General features: G+C 62.9%; 18 protein-coding genes. 1 reads left to right on the forward strand and 17 read right to left on the reverse strand.

The annotated features are described in order from the left end of the window. Positions 1–61: 61 nt before the first annotated feature. The 10 genes from BLQ28_RS06045 to BLQ28_RS32500 form a co-directional block, all read right to left on the reverse strand. Positions 62–2,077, reverse strand: a complete 2,016-nt coding sequence (locus BLQ28_RS06045) for an AAA family ATPase (protein WP_093237603.1) — start codon at positions 2,075–2,077, stop codon at positions 62–64. A 116-nt stretch (positions 2,078–2,193) separates the two neighbouring features. Continuing rightward, a complete protein-coding gene (locus BLQ28_RS06050; RefSeq protein ID WP_143012426.1) occupies positions 2,194–3,417 on the reverse strand; it encodes a CAP domain-containing protein in 1,224 nt (407 codons plus the stop codon). Between the two features lie 58 nt (positions 3,418–3,475). Next, a complete protein-coding gene (locus BLQ28_RS06055) occupies positions 3,476–3,805 on the reverse strand; it encodes a hypothetical protein (protein ID WP_093237605.1) in 330 nt (109 codons plus the stop codon). A 22-nt stretch (positions 3,806–3,827) separates the two neighbouring features. Beyond that, a complete protein-coding gene (locus BLQ28_RS06060; protein ID WP_093237606.1) occupies positions 3,828–4,073 on the reverse strand; it encodes a hypothetical protein in 246 nt (81 codons plus the stop codon). 35 nt (positions 4,074–4,108) lie between these two features. After that, positions 4,109–4,813 carry a hypothetical protein gene (locus BLQ28_RS06065; RefSeq protein WP_093237607.1) on the reverse strand — a complete coding sequence of 235 codons (705 nt, stop codon included), beginning with the start codon at positions 4,811–4,813 and terminating at the stop codon, positions 4,109–4,111. 795 nt (positions 4,814–5,608) lie between these two features. Continuing rightward, positions 5,609–6,406 carry a hypothetical protein gene (locus BLQ28_RS06070; protein WP_093237608.1) on the reverse strand — a complete coding sequence of 266 codons (798 nt, stop codon included), beginning with the start codon at positions 6,404–6,406 and terminating at the stop codon, positions 5,609–5,611. Further along, positions 6,403–7,728, reverse strand: a complete 1,326-nt coding sequence (locus tag BLQ28_RS06075) for a hypothetical protein (protein WP_093237609.1) — start codon at positions 7,726–7,728, stop codon at positions 6,403–6,405. The genes BLQ28_RS06070 and BLQ28_RS06075 overlap by 4 nt, the downstream gene beginning before the upstream one ends. Beyond that, positions 7,725–8,129 carry a hypothetical protein gene (locus BLQ28_RS06080; protein WP_143012427.1) on the reverse strand — a complete coding sequence of 135 codons (405 nt, stop codon included), beginning with the start codon at positions 8,127–8,129 and terminating at the stop codon, positions 7,725–7,727. Before BLQ28_RS06080 ends, BLQ28_RS06075 begins: the two co-directional genes overlap by 4 nt. A 2,054-nt stretch (positions 8,130–10,183) precedes the next feature. After that, the gene (locus BLQ28_RS32495) at positions 10,184–11,194 is read right to left on the reverse strand and encodes a hypothetical protein (protein WP_143012428.1); all 1,011 of its coding nucleotides are present in this window, start codon (positions 11,192–11,194) and stop codon (positions 10,184–10,186) included. Between the two features lie 4 nt (positions 11,195–11,198). Continuing rightward, the gene (locus BLQ28_RS32500; RefSeq protein WP_176801019.1) at positions 11,199–11,555 is read right to left on the reverse strand and encodes a hypothetical protein; all 357 of its coding nucleotides are present in this window, start codon (positions 11,553–11,555) and stop codon (positions 11,199–11,201) included. 140 nt (positions 11,556–11,695) lie between these two features. On the opposite strand from BLQ28_RS32500, the gene BLQ28_RS06100 reads away from it, so the two are divergent. Continuing rightward, on the forward strand, positions 11,696–12,412 hold the full coding sequence (locus BLQ28_RS06100; RefSeq protein WP_143012430.1) for a hypothetical protein: 717 nt from the start codon (positions 11,696–11,698) through the stop codon (positions 12,410–12,412). Positions 12,413–12,889: 477 nt separating this feature from the next. On the opposite strand, the gene BLQ28_RS06105 is transcribed toward BLQ28_RS06100, so the two are convergent. From BLQ28_RS06105 to BLQ28_RS06135, 7 genes are all read right to left on the reverse strand, one after another. Beyond that, positions 12,890–13,219 carry a hypothetical protein gene (locus BLQ28_RS06105; RefSeq protein WP_143012431.1) on the reverse strand — a complete coding sequence of 110 codons (330 nt, stop codon included), beginning with the start codon at positions 13,217–13,219 and terminating at the stop codon, positions 12,890–12,892. Between the two features lie 2 nt (positions 13,220–13,221). After that, a complete protein-coding gene (locus BLQ28_RS06110) occupies positions 13,222–13,680 on the reverse strand; it encodes a hypothetical protein (RefSeq protein ID WP_093237617.1) in 459 nt (152 codons plus the stop codon). 265 nt (positions 13,681–13,945) lie between these two features. Then, positions 13,946–15,070: an ABC transporter ATP-binding protein gene (locus tag BLQ28_RS06115; protein ID WP_093237619.1), complete on the reverse strand. Its 1,125-nt coding sequence runs from the start codon at positions 15,068–15,070 to the stop codon at positions 13,946–13,948. A gap of 4 nt (positions 15,071–15,074) precedes the next feature. After that, positions 15,075–15,926 (reverse strand): carbohydrate ABC transporter permease, encoded by an 852-nt coding sequence (locus BLQ28_RS06120; protein WP_093237620.1) that lies wholly within the window; start codon positions 15,924–15,926, stop codon positions 15,075–15,077. Further along, positions 15,919–16,785 (reverse strand): carbohydrate ABC transporter permease, encoded by an 867-nt coding sequence (locus BLQ28_RS06125; protein ID WP_093237622.1) that lies wholly within the window; start codon positions 16,783–16,785, stop codon positions 15,919–15,921. The genes BLQ28_RS06120 and BLQ28_RS06125 overlap by 8 nt, the downstream gene beginning before the upstream one ends. Positions 16,786–16,815: 30 nt before the next feature. Continuing rightward, a complete protein-coding gene (locus BLQ28_RS06130) occupies positions 16,816–18,066 on the reverse strand; it encodes an ABC transporter substrate-binding protein (RefSeq protein ID WP_093237623.1) in 1,251 nt (416 codons plus the stop codon). Positions 18,067–18,212: 146 nt separating this feature from the next. Continuing rightward, the coding region (locus BLQ28_RS06135) for a carbohydrate porin (RefSeq protein WP_143012432.1) at positions 18,213–18,482 on the reverse strand (270 nt) is incomplete at its 5' end.

Genomic DNA, 18,482 nt, shown 5'->3' on the forward strand with positions numbered 1-18,482 from the left:
GGCCGACATCGAAGCGACGAGGGGCCTGGCTGCAGGTGGGCTGAATCGAGAGGTCGACCAGCTACTTCAAGGCCTTGTTGATCTTCTCGATCAAAACTTTGAATTGATCACGTTCGACATCGGTCAGATCGTCACTGGTATGGTCCCGAGACCATCGAACGTATTCTTTGGCCAGCTTGTACTTCGAAAAGCTGCTATCAGCGGATTCGAGCAGATCAATGATGGGACGATTTGGTTGAGCTTCAGCCGCAACTGAGACATCGATAGACAGCGCGTCTTTGGCGATCTTGACAAGAGTGTCGCGCAGCAAGTCTTCAATCTCCGGCTTTGCGACGGTGCCGGAATACGCGTCCTTTGTCCGCAGGATTCCACGATTGCCCAGCGTGTGGACCAGCGTATCCTGACGGGCGGCTTGGTCGCCGGCAGAATCCGAATCCAAAAGGGCCACCACCTTGAAGTTTTGCGCATACAAAATGGTGGCGTAGTAAACCACCTTCCCAGCGCTGGCGGCCGGAATCAAGGCGATTTTTTCATTCAACTGAACTAGCTTTGCCTCGCGCAGCAAAGCCGCAGTCGCCTCGACGTACCAGTAGTCGGTCAGCCCCTCCAACACTAGATTTCGCTCCTGAGTAAACAGGCTCTGTGCCAAGTCGTAGCCGAGCGCTTCTTGCAGTGGCAGAAGCGCCGCTGGATCGCCCGAGGCAACGGTGGTGTGAACCTTCGTGCCGGCTTTGCGATCGGTCATTTCAACCACTCTGACCAAGTCCAGTTCGTCGGGGCCAACCAAGAACGGAGAGTGAGTGGTGTAGATAGTTTGATTGCCTTCGGACAGACGGCTGATGGTCGAACGAAACTCCCTTTGCTTCAGCCCATGAAGAGAAAGGCCGGGTTCGTCAAGCAGCAGGATCGCATTCTTGTGTTTGCCTGCAGCCTCCGCGAAGAACACAACGAAAAACGAAACGAGCCATTGAAAGCCTTCAGATCGCTGATGCAATTCGATCTGCGCGCCAAGTTCGTCCTCCACAACCACTTTGACGTATTGCCCATCCGCCTGTATGCGAAGGTTGTCTGCTTCGGCGCGTCCTTCGCGTGGCCGCCACACAGATCGAATTTCGTTGGTCAACTGCACGCTAGCCGCATTCAGCTGATAGCTGCGCATGTCCAGTTGATCGCGATAGGTTTGGAGGGCTGCGGGATTGTTTGCCGGAGGTGCCGCCGCCTTTCCCAAGTCTGATAGTTGCTGTGCGGTGAAGCCCAGCAGCTTGAGCAAACAGACGTTTCCGTAGTCGTACTGGTCGTCATCCAATACGTTACTTGCCAAGCGCTGGGCCAAGTGATCGAGCTGGATCAGCGGTTTGACCCGAAAGTAGTTGTTAAACAACACAAAGACTGGGATTCGACTTTCCAATGCCTTCAACGCCGTGGCATGGTCGAGGTGGGCGGTGGCGCTCAGGGAGAGGCCATCGAGACGCTTTTCTTCGATCTCGTTGCTTTCATCGACCAGCACGAGTGCCGTATCCAGCCAGCCCTTGAGGGCCACAGCTCGCTGTCCTTCGATGATGGTGGTCGGCACCCAGCCGTTCGTAATCGCTGCCAGGCCGGCACTCGGAGTCGGGCCGCCCGGCGTCGCAGCTTCAGCGCGCGGGTCGATATGGGCGCAAAGACGAGCGAGGTCCTTGGAGATTGCTGAATAAGTGGGCAATGCAGGGGCGTCGCGTAAGGCGTGCCAACCGGTGTTATCCAGCCTTCTTCCAAATGCGTACCGTACATTGCGCATCGATTCGGGAACGGCGGCGCGATCCCCATCGTCAAGTTCGAATTCCACTTGAACGACCGTAACGCCTTTGGGATCAACCCGCTGAGTGGTGATGTCGTTGTAGTTGGAGCGCGGGTAATCACGCAACGCGTCAAACTTTGCGGCCTCCGGAGGCGGGTTGATTTGTTGTAGAGCCTGAAGAACTGCCGTTTTCCCCGCCTCATTGGGGCCGACCATGATGGTTTTGGCTTTCTCTATCTCAAACCAACCGGTGTCGATGATGCCCCGATAGTTGGTGACCCTTGCTTTTTGCAACCGCATCGCCTCATCTCCTCCATGAGTCCCGCCAGGGACTCCTCCAGCATACCGCAGGGCTTCCACCGTGGCGTGCCTAAGTTGCGAGGGGGCCTTTTCAGTGCCTTTTTCCGTCGGGCCGCTCAGTTGCCGGTCCTGAACATGAAGGACTTCGAGAACTCACCCGTCAAGTTCGATGTGATCGCAGGGTTAGTGCCTGTACTGATTGGGTCACCGTTGTTGAAGTCGGCCATGGTGGTGTTCGTCCCCGAGACCGTCACGGTGTACTCCATGTTCGGCTCGAGCGGCTGATCCGGCAGGATGATGGCGCGGCTCGGGTCGACCAGGAAGTTGGGATCATTCGCGCGCACCATCGGCGCGCGCAGGATGACCGGTGAGCCATCCGACTTCTTCACCATCGTGGCTGAGCTGATGGTGAGCAACTGGCCGACGCGCACAGCCACAACGATCGGTTGGCCCACAGGGGCGGTCGACAGATCGCGGCCTGGAACTGGGTTCGGCTGCTCGTTCTTGAGCTGGTAGGCCGTACCCGTGGTGCCATCGCACGGATAGGTCTGCACCGCGGCACCATCAGGCTTCTGAGAGAACTGGCCCAGCGCAATCCCGGTGGCGATCTGCGTGATTGCGCGCGGGCCGAAGTTGGCTGTGGTGCCGACCAAGTCGGAGCTCATGATTGAAAACCCGACGTCGAGCTGCGGCGACAGCAAGTCGAGAGCGTGATACGGCGCACTCAGGAGACTTCGAACTGCCGCAACGCCGCGCCCCTGCGGGGCGAATTCCGTAGGGCCAAGCACGTTGGCCTTCGCGCCGGTCGCGTTTGCGAAATCGTCGAGCACCAGGCCGCGGCCATAGCCTGCCGCATTGGCGCGGTCGGCAGGCGTCACGCCTGTGAATGCGGGTTTGGCGTCGTCCTGGAAGTGGCCCACCAGGTTGTTGACCAGTTGGAAATTGGCGTGGCCAGCCGCGGCAATGTCCAAGTGAGCGTTCTGTGCCAACAGACCGAAGCCGCAACGGCTTCGCTCGGCATTCAGCAGGTTGAAGGCGGCCAGCTCCTCGGAGCCCACAGCATAGGTCGGCGCCGGCACCGACGTGACGATGCTCGAGGCGGTATCGCCTGTCGAGGGATCGTCGGTACCTGGCTGCGCCGGCGGCGGGGCAACGGGCGGCTGGACTGGCGGATTCGTCGGAGTGCCGGTGTCCGGTGCAGGCGGCGGGGCGATGCCGATCAGCGGAATGCCACCACCGCCGCCACCTCCTCCACCACCGCAGGCCGAGAGGAGAACGAGGGCTGCCGCAGCAAGCGCGATCGCGCTGGGGAATTGGGGAAACTTATTTTTGGTTTGCATGATGAGTTGAAAATCTGGAATCGAAAAACTGGTTGTTGAAATTGGTTGGGCCCCGAGCTCAATCGAGCTCGCGCAGCCCCATCGGGTGGCGCATCGAGGCCCCAGACACGACGGCTCCCGCGCCGAGTAGGAAGGCCGTGGTCAGGCCGCCCGCCATGCGCTGCTGCCGCGCCGCCTGGGCAGACTCATATTCACGCTGGTGTGCCGCCGCGGCTGCTCGTGCGGCTTGGGCCTGTGCGCGCCGTCGTTGGCGCTGCTCGGCTTCAAGTGCACCCACGGCGCAGTCGATGCGAGCCAGGCGTGCGTCGAGGTGAGCAAGCTGAGCCTGGAACGCGAGCCAGGCCTGCCGGCGGGCATTCCGTTCGTAGGGGGTCAGGGGGGCGTTCATGATGTTGGCGTCCTCAAAGAAATCAAAGGAAGGGGACTTGGGCCTGGTTGGCCACGTCCTGCCTGGCCGCCAGCCAGGCGTACGCCAGGCCGCGGCTGAAGCCGTTCGGAGCGGTCTTCGCAAGCGCCTCGAGCTCGGCACGGGTCATGTTCCAGGGGCCGGCCTCGAACGTGTCGTACCACTCGGTATGTCGGGCTTCGAGCTCCGCCCAGTCAGCCCCCGTCCCGCAGATCGTGTCCAGGCTGTAGCTTTCGTTGCTGTTGTCCATGTCGTTCTCTCCTCGTTCGTAGTTGTGTTCACGCTTCAGTTGAAGCCGGCCGCCATCTGAACGATGCGCGCTGAAGTGCTCGCCACTTCCCTGCGGTACGCCAGATACGCTTGGTAGTCGGGCCAACCGCAGATCACCGTTGTCTGGCCACGCCAGCCAACCCACTTGTTGGCCGTCCTCCTGTCCATGCCTTGCTTTACCGTGAGGGCCGCTCTGATTCGATCCGTCGGGCCTGGCAGTAATCCCTGGACGTTGCAGCTGATTTCCTCGACCTTGCAGTCCAGGTGCTTGCCTGCGGCGTGGCACCAGTTCGCAAAGGTCAGTTGCCCCTCTACAGTTCCCAACTCGGCGAATAAATCGCACTCGAACTTCAGCGCCGCATCGTCGTGGCCCCAGCGCGCGTGCGCGAGCGCCTCGAGCTCGGACGCCTCTTCCTTCTTCCGCTCAGCAGCACAGAAGGCGTGGTAGTCCTTAGCCCAAGCCGCCAGCAGCTCAAGCTCCGCCGCCATCGAGCGCAAGGCGCTTGCCGCCGCTTTAACTGCCAGCTCGTGTTCTGGCTTCACATTGCTGAACTGCTCGCAGGCCTTCCGCATCGATGTCGCGGTGCGCTTGGCGTTGGACGCTTGACGCTTGATGTTCTCGTCGCCGTGAAAACGGGCGTCCCATTCCCAGCGGCGGATAAGCTCGGAATCGGCCTTGCGCCTCGTTTGCGCCTGGAATCGATTGAGGTAGTCACTCATGAACTGGCTTCCTTTCTGCCGCAACGCGGCGTTTTCGCCCCGCAAGGGGCAGGCTGTTTGGCTGTTTCACCTGCGTCCCCCGGGGCGGGGGGGCCGGCGGGGGGCGAGGCATGGGTGGTTCGCGGTGGCCTGTGGAGTGCCGCCGCGCGGAAGTCGCAGCCCCGGCCGCAGGCCGGGGACCGAGTGAGCACGGCGGAGCGCAACAGGACAAGGCCGTAGGCCGCCCGAGAACAACACTTGCCGAAAGACCCCCGACCGGGCCACCCGGCCCGGGGCACCTTTCTCCGCCGTCGCGCAGCAGGCGGCGGAGGAACTGATTGCGCGCAGCGCATCGAGCCGAAGGCGAGCTGCCGGGCGCAGCACCGGCGCGCTTCCGCGCAGCGGTAGCGCTCTCCTGGGGCGCCTTGCGGCGGGGCGGTCCGCAGGACAGCCCCTGGAGCGTGCGCGAGGGATCGTTAGTCGTGGCATGGCCGCGATCGAGACGCCATCGGCGGCTCGACCCGAAGGGCCAGAGCCCGGTCGGCGAAGCAGACGCGCCAAAAGGGACTTGCCGAATGTCGTCCGAAGCTTCGGCCATGTGGTCCACAACCACGCAATCCAACACCCGACTTGTCCGAAGTCTCAACCATCCTTCGGCCAACGGCCACGCGCCGAGCGCACTGCACCACTGACGGCAGTGCAGTTCGTACGAGGTTCGGACAAAGTTCGGACAAGTCCCCTTGGCCGATCGTTCGGACAAGGTGCGTCCAGCCGAGAACTTGTCCGAACCTTGTCCGAAGGATCGGCTGGTCACGATCAGCCCCCGGCCAACCCGAGCTTGATGACCAGGAATGCCTCGACCAGAACAAAGAGGCCGGCGACTCCCAGAGAAATGGTGCGGGTGCGAAGCAATGCGTTTGCTCGCCGAAGCTCACTGCGGGCCACCGCCGCTCCGGCGGCGGCCTGGGCGCGAGCAGCAGCAGCGGTGGCTGGAGCTGCTGCAAGCTGAGCGATCCAAGCCGCGTAGCGGGCGCGAATTTCTGCAGCCGCGTCCTCTGCAGTCATCGCCTGCGGCGCGAACTCATGCGCCACGCTGATAGCCCAAGAAACGGCTCGGCCAACGCCCGCATCCGGCTCGCGCTGCAGCTCAACGGGCGGGGCCTGAATGTCATAAAGGCCCATGTCAGCCAGTGCGCCGCCGGCGGGCACGACGTCGGCGTTGACCGACTCGCGGACCCGTAGCAACAGCATTAAGTTCGTAGCAAAGAATGCCGCGTCGTGGTCGTGATCGGCGCCAACGAGCTGGTGCGCGACCTCATGCAAAAAAATGGTGACCAGGGCGCGCGGCGAACGGTAAAGCATGCGGTTGCTGACACTGACGCGCCTGTCGGGCGCGTATTCCGGGGCGAGTGCCCAGCCGTCCCAGCACCCAGTCGGCCTGAGCTCGATCGGGTACGTGTAGCGGAAGCGGCACGCCCCGACCACGGGTGCGAGCACCCTGGTCACCCAGCCGGCCACGGCTCGGGGTGCGGGCTGCACCTGGAAGACTGGCACCGGCAGTGCCAGTGCCAGTGCCCCAACCTTCTCAAGATCCGTGGCCACGCGGTGGTTCATGCTCGACCCGGACGCTCATGAGTGGTGTCATCGTCGGCGTCGGCTTCATCCAGTTCGTCGGGCCACAACTGAGCGGCGGCCTGGTTCCGCGCGAGCGCCGCATCCTGAATAGCCTCCTCGAGCGCAGCCTTCTCTTGCTTGATTTTCTCGTCGTGGTCCTTGATAAATTGCATCCGCGCGGAACCGACTGGCAAAGCTTGGAAGGCCTCCTGTTCGTGCGGCGGGACGTGGTGCACCTCGTTTGAGTGGAGAAGCCGCAACCGACGCGACGCGGCCAAAAATTGCGCGCGGAGCTCATTGGCGCGCTTAGCGTCGGTGACATCGAGCACCGACGGCGCCTGATCAGGACCGATGTCCTGCTCCTGAGCGACATGTTCGCGATCGGAGATGGTCTGCTGCTCCTGCTCATCCAGGACCTCGCCAATGGCCTTCTGAAGGAACAGTTGCTCTCCCACGAGAGCGTGAGCGATTGATCCCGCCGCGCCCACGGATTTCACCGTTGCCCATGCCTTGGCCTTGTTGGCTGCTGCCACTGCCTCCTGGCCCAGAGCCATCACGTCATCGCGCCCGTGCTCCGCCTGCGCCAACTTGAGGTTCGCCGCGGCCAGCTCAGTCAGTTGAGCGTCTCCAGGTAGCGCCTTGCTCTCCTTCTCATTGCGAAGCAAGTCACGTTGACGGTCAAGCTCAAGTGCCCTCGAAGCACGACCCAAAGCGGTCTCGGTCACGTCTTGCACTGCGAGCGCGTTGTCCAGGCTGACGCCGGCGGCCTCTGCGGCTTTGCGATAGCGAGCGAGCGTTTGTTTGAGCTCTTGCACCTCACTGCGCAGGGCGCGAAGCTCTTCTTCGCGCGGATCGGAATCGGTATCGGGCTCGAGGGTCTGCACGGCGCCGGCCGGGGTCGGTCGAGCAACAAAGAATGACGCGATCGCAGCGAGGACCCGGCGGAAACCTTCGATGAGCTTTTCGAGCAACCCGCTTGGCCAAGCTTCAGGCGCGGCGAGTTCGCTACGCTCGGTCTTGAGCGGAGGCCGCGGACGGTCGGCGTCGACACCGCTGCCGCTGGTGCCGGCTGCGGCCGCAGCGGTGGCGCTCTTCTTCATCGGGACCCCATCGAACCGCAACGAGTCGCGCAGGCTGGGGCGCGGCGCCTCTGCTGCAGTCGGTGCGGGTGCCGGGGTCGGGTTGGATTGAGGCGAAACGGGCGGGACTGGGGGCGTGGTGGGCATCGGGAGCTCCTTTGGTTGATGCTGGTGGTGAAACTCATTGGCGGCGCGGGCCTGCGCCCGCTCCAACAGTTGGTCGATGACACTGGGTGTCGTCATCTGCTGCGCCTTACGCTTGGAGGTGGGCTTGGAGGGCTTGGTCGGATCGGCTCCTGTGCGTGTGCGGCGCGAACGGCTGAGATCTGCATCTGGGCCCAACTCCAGGCGGCCACGGCGATCAGGGCGCACGTCGTCACCGTCACCGCGATCGGCATGACCACGGCCAAGAGCAGGGCCTTGCGCAGGCGCTGATGGGCTTGCCGCAAGTCGTCCCTGGCTTGCCCCTCGGTCAACTCGATGGACGCGCGAAGAGCTTGCCCATGCGTTTGAAGAGCCGTCGCCATCCGTTCCGTCGTCTGATCGAGAAGGGTGCCGAGCGTCCTGGTCTTGCCCATGACCTGGCCGAGCTGTTGATTGAGCTCGACCAGCGCCTTCGCCTGGCGCGCGATCTGCGTTTCCATCGAACTGGTCGACGACGGGCTGGCCGTATCTGGCCCGGTGGTAGCGGGCTCGCGCGGCGATAAGAGGAGCGAGTTCGGCCGCTGCGGCTGCTGCTCTGGCGGCGTCTGGCTCTGAGCCGCGCCAGAGGGAACTGCGCTCGGCCATTCCAGCGTGTCTAGGTAACTGAAGTCGTTCGACGATTCGGGCGGGGTCGAGCTTTTTGTCATATAGAAGACCCCGCAATCGCATGGCCCGCTCGCGCCCAGGCAGCAGGACAGAGATGTAGTCCTCGCCCTGTCGGGTCACTTCGCCCAGCGTCGACAGCGCCTGCACCAAGTCCTGCCTGGAGCGGATTTTTCCGGCCTGCACCCCACGGGTCAGCCAGTCTGAAATCTGGTTCTCCGCCCGGCGCCCGGGCTGTAGGCCAGCCCGGATTAGCGCTGCGTCCTCGAACGGGGCGGCAGGCCCGACCGGGCGGACGAGCCGAGCACGAGCCGGGTCCGAAGGCGATGACCATCCACGCTCCGCATTTGCGATGTCTTGAGCCAGGGCGAAAGCCCGCAGCGCCGTTTTCGAATGGCAAATGTTCAGCGCACGAATTTGGCCACTCGAGTTGATGTGGCAGCGGGGGGAAAGGATATGAAGATCTCTTCGAATTCGGCCAGCATCCGATATAGATTCGTGGAGCACGGCGAAGCAAGAAACCGATCCCGGCTCCAATCCTGCAAATGCGATTGATCTCCAGCGTGCAATTTCTTCTTGAATCTCCTCGTCGCTCGGTGCATCTTCCTCTGCAAAAGAGTTGATGAAAGATTTGTATTTTTTCTTCAGATGATCGAGCTGATTGCAAATGCCAAGAAATTCTTCGGCCGAGCCTTCCATAATTCGAACCGAATGCCTCAAATCTCCTTTCCCGTTTTTTTCTCTGGCATTCGAGAGATATGCGACTGCCAATTTTGGCGAGCGCGCGTCGCTCGCAGCGCCGCGCTCGCCATCTCCCTTTGAAAACTTCCACAGACTCATCCGGTTTTTTCTGATTCATTTGAAAAACTCGTGCGCGGCGTCCTGGATTCGGCGCAACTCCTCGAGCACCTGGACTAGTTGAAACGGGGCGCCAGTAGCGACAGCGGTATTGCAGGCCCTGGCCAACTGGTTGGTGTTTGAGGCCAAGTTGCTCGCGAGCCAAAGGAGGCGCGCGTCAACCGGTGCAGCCTGCCGACGACGTGCGCCCCGGCCTGTGAAAGCGCCGGGCACGGACGCGGCGGCAGCCACCTGACTGCGAAGCCAGTCCGAGACGCCAAGGTTCGCGGCGGCCGCGGCTGCTCGCCAAGCGGCACGGTCTTCGGTGGGCAGGCGGAGGGTGAGGTGAGCGTCAAACGGGCCGCCAGGCTTGGGTGGACGGCTCATGGGTGACAGTTTCCAGAGGCGTCGGCGCAGCCGACGGCAGACCGCTGCGCGGGCTGCATAACGGGTTCAAGGGCAGAGCCCTTGCCAGAGCACGAGGGGCACCAAACGAACCGCGCAGCGGGTCGTTTGGTGTCACTTGTGTGTTCTGGCTGTGGGGTACTCATGCCCCCAATGGTGCTCAGCCGAGCACGCGACCAAACCCGCGAAAATTCAGTTGGCGGGCGGACGCCTACCGGCGTCGGCTCGGTGGCAAGGCGACGAGAATCGCCTGAATGCAGGGCATGGGGTGGCTAAGGCCACCCTTGCGCCTACCGGCGCTTCTCTTTCTCCTGGTCGTACTCCAAGACCCACGCCACCAACTCCCTCAGCTTCTCGCGTGCCGTGGGGGTGAGTGAGAAAACAAGGCGCCGGATTGACTCATCCAGCGGCGTGGGCAGGTCTTTGACATCGAGATTACTAATCCCAAATCGACCTGGTTCAGCACGCAAAAGACCGAGTGCAATTAGAAATGCAGAGTGAGCGCGAGCCCGGATCATCGACGTCTCAATCTCAATTCACTACCGATTTCATGATTTCAATTTCAGCTTTTTTCTTGGCCTTTGTGCACGCCGGCAAGAGGCGACAGAAAGCCATTCGCGCTGAATTGCTAACCGTTAGTGCATTTGGGTCAGGCCGCTGGGGGGCGTAGATCCAATTTGCCGTTATCGACTAGAGCCCAAAGAGTCGCCGCCTGTGTTCCTCCGAGCAGCGAGCCGTCTTGGCGCCGCCAAAACGCGCCCGCAGAGCCGGGCGCGACGACGACAATTCTTCCGTCGTCCAGCATGGCGCTGTGGCCTTCAAACCGCGCCCTTGAGGGAGGGGCAGGGGTACCAACCCCAGCCGCTGGCGCCGGTGGCGCTGTGACCGTGCCCGCGGCGGCCTTCTTGGCCATGGCTATGGCCAAGGCCATCAGGTCGGCGGCTTTGCCGCTAGCCCTCGCAGCGAGGACCACCTCCGCAGCCCAACGCGCCTGCTCGTCCCTCGCCCCGGCGACGGTGGCTGCCAAGCGCCTGGAGAAGACTGCGTCATCAAGCGGCAGGCCGCCTGCCTTCAGCACCTTAAGAAACACCCCACCACCACCCGCCGCAGGCGCCTCTCGCGCCTCTCGCGCGCGTGGTGGTTGGTGTTTATCAAGATGGTGTTGGTAAGACTGGTGTTGGTATAGGGCCGTGTTGGCCGGCGCCGGCTCGTCCAGCGCCGGCTCCACCGGCGCCGGGAAACCCGCCCCTGGTTTTCCATGATGCGAAACGGAAGAGCGCAAGGGAGCGTTGTCCGGGTGCGGAGGCGCCGCGGAGCTGCCAGCGGTCTTCCAAGCGAATGGATTAAAGCTAATTTGGTGCGAAAATCTTCCGTTCTCGCGCCGAATTTTTCTGCATTTAAAATAGCCCGCTTCGATGAGCTGCTTACGTGCCGCCCTCCATTTGTCTTTGCCAAAACCCAATGCTTTTTGAATATCGACGCGATTCGCCTTCCAGAAATTCGGCTTGATTTTCAAATAAATTGCAATTCTCGCGGCGGCATCGCCAAGGCGAAGATCTGTCACTAGGGCTGATTCAACCGTACCATATGACTCGATAAAATTTTCAACAATAATTTCCTCGGAAATTTGTTGGTCGAAAATTTCTGCAGAATTGGCCATTTTTTTAGGCCGAAGCTTCCTTTTCAGTCTTGCGCGGCCGCCCAGGCCGCCGGCCAGAAGCAGACTCCGCTTTGGCTTTGACAGGTGCTACACGTCGCTCGGTCTGAGATACCTGGAGGCCTTGGACCCATGCGCGAACATCAGAAACGCGCCACAACTGACCGCGCGTGGTTTTGCACACGGGCGCCGGCAAGCGTCCTGCCCGGACCCGCTTCAAGACGATTTTTCGCCAAGACATCGAGGTGCGCACATCGGGCAGGATTCCCGCCAATTCATCGATGGCCATCAGGCAGTTATCGCCCAGTTTTTCAAAGGCGCATCGGTAATCCAGTGGGAGCGGTGGGGTCTGGTTCAGTGTCATGATGGTTTCGATTAGGGCTATTGATGTCTTCAATGGTGTCCCTCCATTTGCCCGACCAAACCCGCGAAAATTCGACCGCTCGGCCTAAATTGGTCGCAAAAAAACCATCCGAACCCATCTGAAGCGGGCAGAATTGCAGCATGGTCCAAAAAGGCTGCAAAGAAACCGAAGGAACCCCAGTGGGGATGCCCGAAAAGGGCAGAGCGGGGCGGCCGCCGGGCATGAGCAAGGATCGTCTCGCCCGGCGAGATGCAGGCCGGGCTCTCGTGGCCGCCCTGCGGGAGGCCGCACCAAGCCTCACCTTCGCAGAACTCGAGTGGCGGCTCGCGCATGCGGGCGCAGCGTTCCTCGCTGACGATCGCAAACGAGATGGCCACACACTTGCTGCCATCGCCGCCGGAGAAGCGAAGCGAATTCAATCGCGCGCGGCACTCTCCGAGCTCGAGGCCGCGGCGATCCAGTCCAAGTTGCTGGCCCCTCAATGGAAGCAGACTGCCTCTGCCCCTCCAAAGATGATTGACCCAGAGGTCAAGGCCGTGTGGCAGAAGCTCCACGCGCCTAATCTAGAACCACTTGTTGTGGAGATCCATGGCGTTGAGCCCGGCCCCGAGAAGGAGATTTGGGAAGAGGAGCACGGCCAAAAGCTCGTGCTCCGACAGATCGGCTCCTCGGGCTGGGCGATGGCGGTGGCAGGCGAAGCCAGGTCCTTCCTGCGGCGGACGGCGCGACGCGTCAAGTACCTCAAAAAGACCCAGGGCGAGGGGGCTGCGCCGGCCACGTGTGCGTCGCGAGTTCTGGCACAAATCTGGCACACTTGCACGCCGGAACCGATGGATTTCAACGAGAACCAACGGTGACCAATAAGGCCCAATGAGAGCCGAATTCTCATTTAAATTCAACTGGTTACGCATGAACCCTATAGAGATTTCATAGAGCCGGGTGTTCGCCTTTTAATCCGTTGGTCACTGGTTCGAATCCAGTACGTCCTACCACCGAGCCATGCGAGATATAAAAAGCCAGCTATCAATTCGATAGCTGGCTTTTTTCTTTTGCGGGCTCGCAGGTGCGGGCACCCCGAACATGGCGCAGCACGGCGTTCCGCATGCCGTCGCATGCACCTGGTTTCAAGCCATCACACAGGTTTCACGCCCGAGGCGCACACTGCGCAGTGACAGTCGGCCGGCGCTGGTAGAGGTGCTACGGCAGCCGTTCGAGATTGACGGCACCCTCGATGCCGGCGGCTGTCACCGTCAGGTGAGCGCGCATGCGACCACAGAGGCCGATCACCAGATGAAGCCGTCGAGACTGCCCTGGGGCAATCACGGCATCCGCGATCACGGCATCCGCGATTGCGACACCGGCGCGGCAGGTTCTCGTTCCAATGGCTCGGAAGCCGCACCCGCACCATGCATGCGCCCGATCGATCCCTCATCGAACCAGCGCAGCACCGTATCGCACTCGAGCTTGCGACTCGCGCACTCGAACAGAAAACCACGGCTGACTTCACCCGCTTCGTCCAGCGGCACACCCGCGGCCCGAAGCAGGCCGATGCGGGCGTCTTCCGTCGCCCCGAAGGGCACCTGCACCGTGATGTCCGCCAGGCGGAAGTGTTGAAGTCCCCGCCGTGCGCGGGTTGCGGTGGTGGGGGATTGGCCGTGCTGCATGCTCAGCACGGGTCCAGCGACCCGTCATCGGCCTGCGTCTGCGTGCTGCGCCGCGAACGGGCGCGCTGCACCAGCAGCCCGATCAGCAGTGCGGCCGCCGCGGAGCTTGCCAGTCCGCCCGAACTGGTGAGCAGGTGCACCAGGCTGTCGACGGTCTCGACGCTGACCTGCTGGGCGTGATGCACCAGCGCCACCATGTCTGCGGCGTGGACGTTCTGGAGATCGTCCACGCGCACGTTCAGCTCCTGCCCCGCGTTGCGGAACCGGATCTTCGCGAAGATGCCGTTGGCGATCGCCACGAGCGAGAGTACGCCCAGTGGCCGCAACAGCGTTGCGACCAAGTGGCAGCGCTCTGCTGCGGGGGCCGATTCGTAGACCTGCGCCACCAGCGACGGAATCGCCTGCTCGGGGTCCAGGGGTGCGGGCACATGCCCGCCGGGTTGCGATGCAATGGATGTCATGCGGTCCTCTTCCTTTGCGTCATGCGGTCCGGCAGCAGCAGCCGAAGAATCGACGTCATCGGATGCTGGCAGCCGGTAACGCGGATGTTGGCGCCGCGACGTACCTTCTTTGATGAAGGAACCGTAAAGCCTCGATGACTTTACGCAACCGGACGTGGCTCGGAACCGCTGCCAGAGCGGATCGCCGAAGGATTGCGGAGCGCTAGCGGCACCCGAGCGTGAATGGTCACGCTGCTGTCATGCCATCGAGGCAAGGCTGGCCTGGCTAGGCAATCAGCTGCTCCGTGCCCGCATCGAAGAACACGACCTTCGACAGGTCGATCGAAAAGCGCGCGTGCGCGCCGGTCGCCAACGACACGTCGGGCGGCAGGCGCGCCGTGAAGTCGTGCCCGTCGATGTCGAGCAGCACCAGCGTGTCGGCGCCGGTGGGCTCGACCACCTGCACACGCGCTTCCAGATGGCATTGCAAGGGCCCTGGCGCCGCGCCCGGAAGCGCGAGGCCCACCGCCTCGGCACGCAGCCCGACGATGACGTCGCGCTCCGCACCGGCCTGCAGCCCTGCAGGCAAGAGCCCCGCCGGCAACTGGATCGCCGTCGCGCCCACACCGCCATTGGCGGAAAGAAGGCGCAGCTCGCCATGGCGTTCGGTGGCCATGCGCGCGCGCAGCAGGTTCATCCGCGGTGAGCCCATGAAGCTCGCCACGAAGGTGTTCGCGGGCCGGTTGTAGACCTCGTGCGGCGTGCCCAGCTGCTGCAGCACGCCGCCCTTCATCACCGCGATGCGCGTGGCCAATGTCATGGCCTCGATCTGGTCGTGCGTGACGTAGACGATGGTGGCGTTCAGCCGCTGGTGCAGCTTCTTGATCTCGGTGCGCATGTCCAGCCGCAACTGCGCGTCGAGGTTCGACAGCGGCTCGTCGAAAAGATAAAGCTGCGGCTCGCGCGCCAGTGCGCGCCCGATGGCCACGCGCTGGCGCTGGCCGCCCGAGAGCTGGCGCGGCTTGCGGTCCATCAGGTGGTCGATCTGCAGCAACTCGCCGACCTTCTTCACGCGCTCGGCACGCGTGGCCTTGTCGACCTTGCGCATCTCCAGCGGAAATTCGATGTTCTTGGCCACCGTCATGTTCGGGTAGAGCGCGTACGACTGGAACACCATCGAGATGTTGCGCTCGGCCGGCGCGGCATGCGTGATGTCGCTGCCGTTGAGCCGCAGCCGGCCTTCGGTGGGCTCCTCCAGCCCCGCGATGATGTTCATCAGCGTGCTCTTGCCGCAGCCCGAAGGGCCGACGAGAACCAGGAATTCACCGTCCTGCAGCGCGATGGAGATGTCGTGCAGGATGTGCACCGAACCGAAACTCTTGCGGATACCCACCAAATCCAGAGAAGCCATTCACCTAACCTTTGACCGAGCCGGCCATGAGGCCGCGCACGAAATACTTGCCCGAAACCAGATACACGACCAGCGTTGGAAGTGCGGCGATGAAGGCACCCGCGAAGTGCACGTTGTATTCCTTGACGCCCGTGGAGCTGTTGACGAGGTTGTTCAACGCCACGGTGATCGGGAACGAGCTGTAGTCGCTGAACGAAGCGCCGAAGAGAAATTCGTTCCAGATGTTGGTGAACTGCCAGATCACCGTCACCACGATGATCGGCGTGCTGTTGGGCAGCAGGATGCGCCAGAGCACGCCGAAGAAGCCCGCGCCGTCCATGCGCGCCGAGCGCACCAGCTCCTGCGGAAACGCCGCGTAGTAGTTGCGAAAGAACAGCGTGGTGAAGCCGATGCCATACACCGTGTTGACGAACACCAGCCCCGTCACCGTGCCCGCGATGCCGAGCAGGCCCAGCGTCTTGGCCATCGGGATCAGCACGATCTGGAACGGAATGAACACCGAGAACAGCATCGCCGCAAACAGCAGGAGCGCACCGCGAACCTTGAACTGCGTGAGGATGTAGCCGTTGACTGCGCCGATCAGCGTCGACAGCACCACGCCCGGCACCACCAGCAGGAACGAGTTGATGAAGTAGGGCTTAAACCCCGTGGGCTGCACGCCGATCTGCGCCGTGCTCCATGCGGCGTGCCAGGGGGCGAAGGTCCAGTCCAGCGGCAGCGCCATCAGGTTGCCGCTGCGGATTTCTTCCAGCGGCTTCAGCGAGTTGACGACCATCACGTACACCGGCATCAGGAACACCAGTGCCATCACGGTCAGCAGCGCGTAGAGCGCGAAACGCAGTGTGCGCTCAGCCATTCCTGGCTCCCCGCATCTCGCGCAGCAGGTAGGGCACCACAACGATGCTGATCGCGAGCAGCATCAGCACCGAGCTGGCCGCACCCACGGCCATTTCGTTGCGTGCGAAGGTGTACTGGTACATGAAGACCGACGGCAGCCAGGTCGAGCGGCCGGGGCCGCCGTTGGTCAGCGCAATGACGAGGTCGTACGACTTGATGGCCATGTGCGCCAGGATCACGAAGGCCGAGACGAACACCGGCCCCAGCTGCGGAATGACGATGCGCGTGTAGATCTGCCAGGTGCGCGCACCATCGACGCGCGCGGCGCTGATCTGCTCGCTGTCGACGCCGCGCAGGCCGGCCAGGAACATCGCCATCACGAAGCCCGAGGTCTGCCACACGGCGGCGATGACCACGCAGTAGATGGCCATCTCGCCGTCCTTGATCCAGTCGAACGAGAAGCTGGTCCAGCCCATGCTTTGCAGCGTGTGTTCCAGGCCCACGCCGGGGTCGAGCAGCCACTTCCAGGCCGTGCCGGTCACGATCAGCGAGAGCGCCATCGGGTAGAGAAAGATCGAGCGCAGCACACCCTCGGCACGGATCTTCTGGTCGATCAGGATGGCCAGCCCGAGGCCCAGCGCCATCGCGATGACGATGTAGAGCCCCGCGAAGACCGCCAGGTTGTGCAGCGACACCGACCAGTTCTCCAGCCCCAGCAGCCGCTCGTAGTTCGCCGTGCCCGCCCACTCGGCGGTGGGCAGCATGGTCGACGTCGTGAACGACAGGTAGACCGTGAACATGATGTAGCCATAGACACAGACCAGCACGAGCAGGGCGCTGGGGCTCAGAAGAAGCTTGGGGAGCAGGTTGGCTTTCAAGAGAGGTATCGCGCTTGAGAAAAAGAAAGATCAGTTCTTCGCCGCGGACACCAGCGCCGCCACCGCTTTCTTGTCGTCGAGCTGCCCGTTGAAGTGGCGCGTGATCACGTCGTAGAACGCGTTCTTGATCGACGCGGGCACCGCATGGCCGTGTGCCATCGAGCCCACCAGCGTGTTGGCATGGCTGGCCTCGGCCACGTCCTTGATGGCCTTCTTGCCGCAGGCGTCGAAGGCGGTGTCGGGCACGTCGGTGCGCGCGGGCGCCGAGCCCTTGACCACGTTGAAGGCCGACTGGAAGCCCGGCTCCATGATCGCGGCGGCGAGCTTCTGCTGCGCGGCTTCCTTCTCGGGGTCCTTCATCTTGAACATCACGAACTGGTCGGTGTTGAAGGTGACGACGCCCTGCGTGCCCGGAAAGCGGAAGCAGGCGAAGTCTTTGCCCGGCACCTGCTTGGCGTTGACGAACTCGCCCTTGGCCCAGTCGCCCATGACCTGGAAGCCGGCCTTGCCGCCGATCACCATGCCCGAGGCCACGTTCCAGTCGCGGCCCGAGAAGTCCTTGTCCACGAGCTTGCGCAGCTGGCTCATGCGCTGGAAGACCTTCTCTGTCGTCGGCGAGGCGATGGTCTTGCTGTCGAGCTCGATGAAGACCTTGCGGTAGTAGTCGACGCCGCCGGTGGCCAGGGCCACGCTCTCGAACAGCGTGGCGTCCTGCCATGGCTGGCCGCCGTGGGCGATGGCGATGAAGCCGGCCTTCTGCACCTTCTCGGCGGCGGCAATGAACTCGTCCCAGTTCTTGGGCTCGGCCGTCACGCCGGCCTTGGCCAGCACGGCCTGGTTGGCCCACACCCAGTTGGTGGAGTGGATGTTGACCGGCGCGGCGATCCACTTGCCGTTGTACTTCGAGAACTTCTGGAGCGCGGGCGGCACGACCTTGTCCCAGCCGCCTTTCTGCGCGAGCGTGTTGAGGTCGGCCACCACGCCTTGCTTGCCCCAGTCGAGGATGTCGAAGCCCAGCATCTGCGAGGCGGTGGGTGGGTTGCCCGAGGTCACGCGCGCACGCAGCGCCGTCATGGCGGCTTCGCCGCTGCCACCGGCCACGGGCATGTCGTTCCACTTGACGCCCTGTTTTTCGAGATTGCCCTTGAGCACGTTGAGCGCGCCGGCCTCGCCGCCGGAGGTCCACCAGTGCAGGACCTCCACGCTTTGTTGCTGGGCCATGGCCGCGCCGCTTGCCATGGCAAGGCAAAGGGCGGCTGCGGCGAATCTGGGGGTGTTCATGTGTTTGTCTCTCGCGTTTGTGATGTTGGAATTCGGAGTCGGCGGCAGTTTAGGCAGGCCCCTCGGGGCGGCACGCTGTGATTTCCCGGACGAAAGACAGCGTTGAGAGCGCAACAAAAGGCGCTCTGCCAGAGCGGGTCGGCGTGTCATTCCCACCAGGCTTCCATCTGGATGCCGTAGATGGTCGCGGCGCGCCGGCCGTTGGCGCCGAAGGTGCTGGCGTTGGCATCGGCCGCGGCCTTGTTCCAGCTCGCCCGCGTGGCGTAGATGCGGAACTCGGGCCGCGTCCAGAAGTCCGTGTTCGGCGAGAACGCCACCGCCACCGTCCCCTTGTTCAGCGTCTGGCGCGGCTGGTCGCTGATGCTGCGGCGCGTCGTGCCCAGCTCCGCCAGCAGCTTGGTGTACTTCGCAATGCC

The sequence above is a fragment of the Variovorax sp. EL159 genome, assembly GCF_900100965.1.
GTDB lineage: Bacteria > Pseudomonadota > Gammaproteobacteria > Burkholderiales > Burkholderiaceae_C > Variovorax.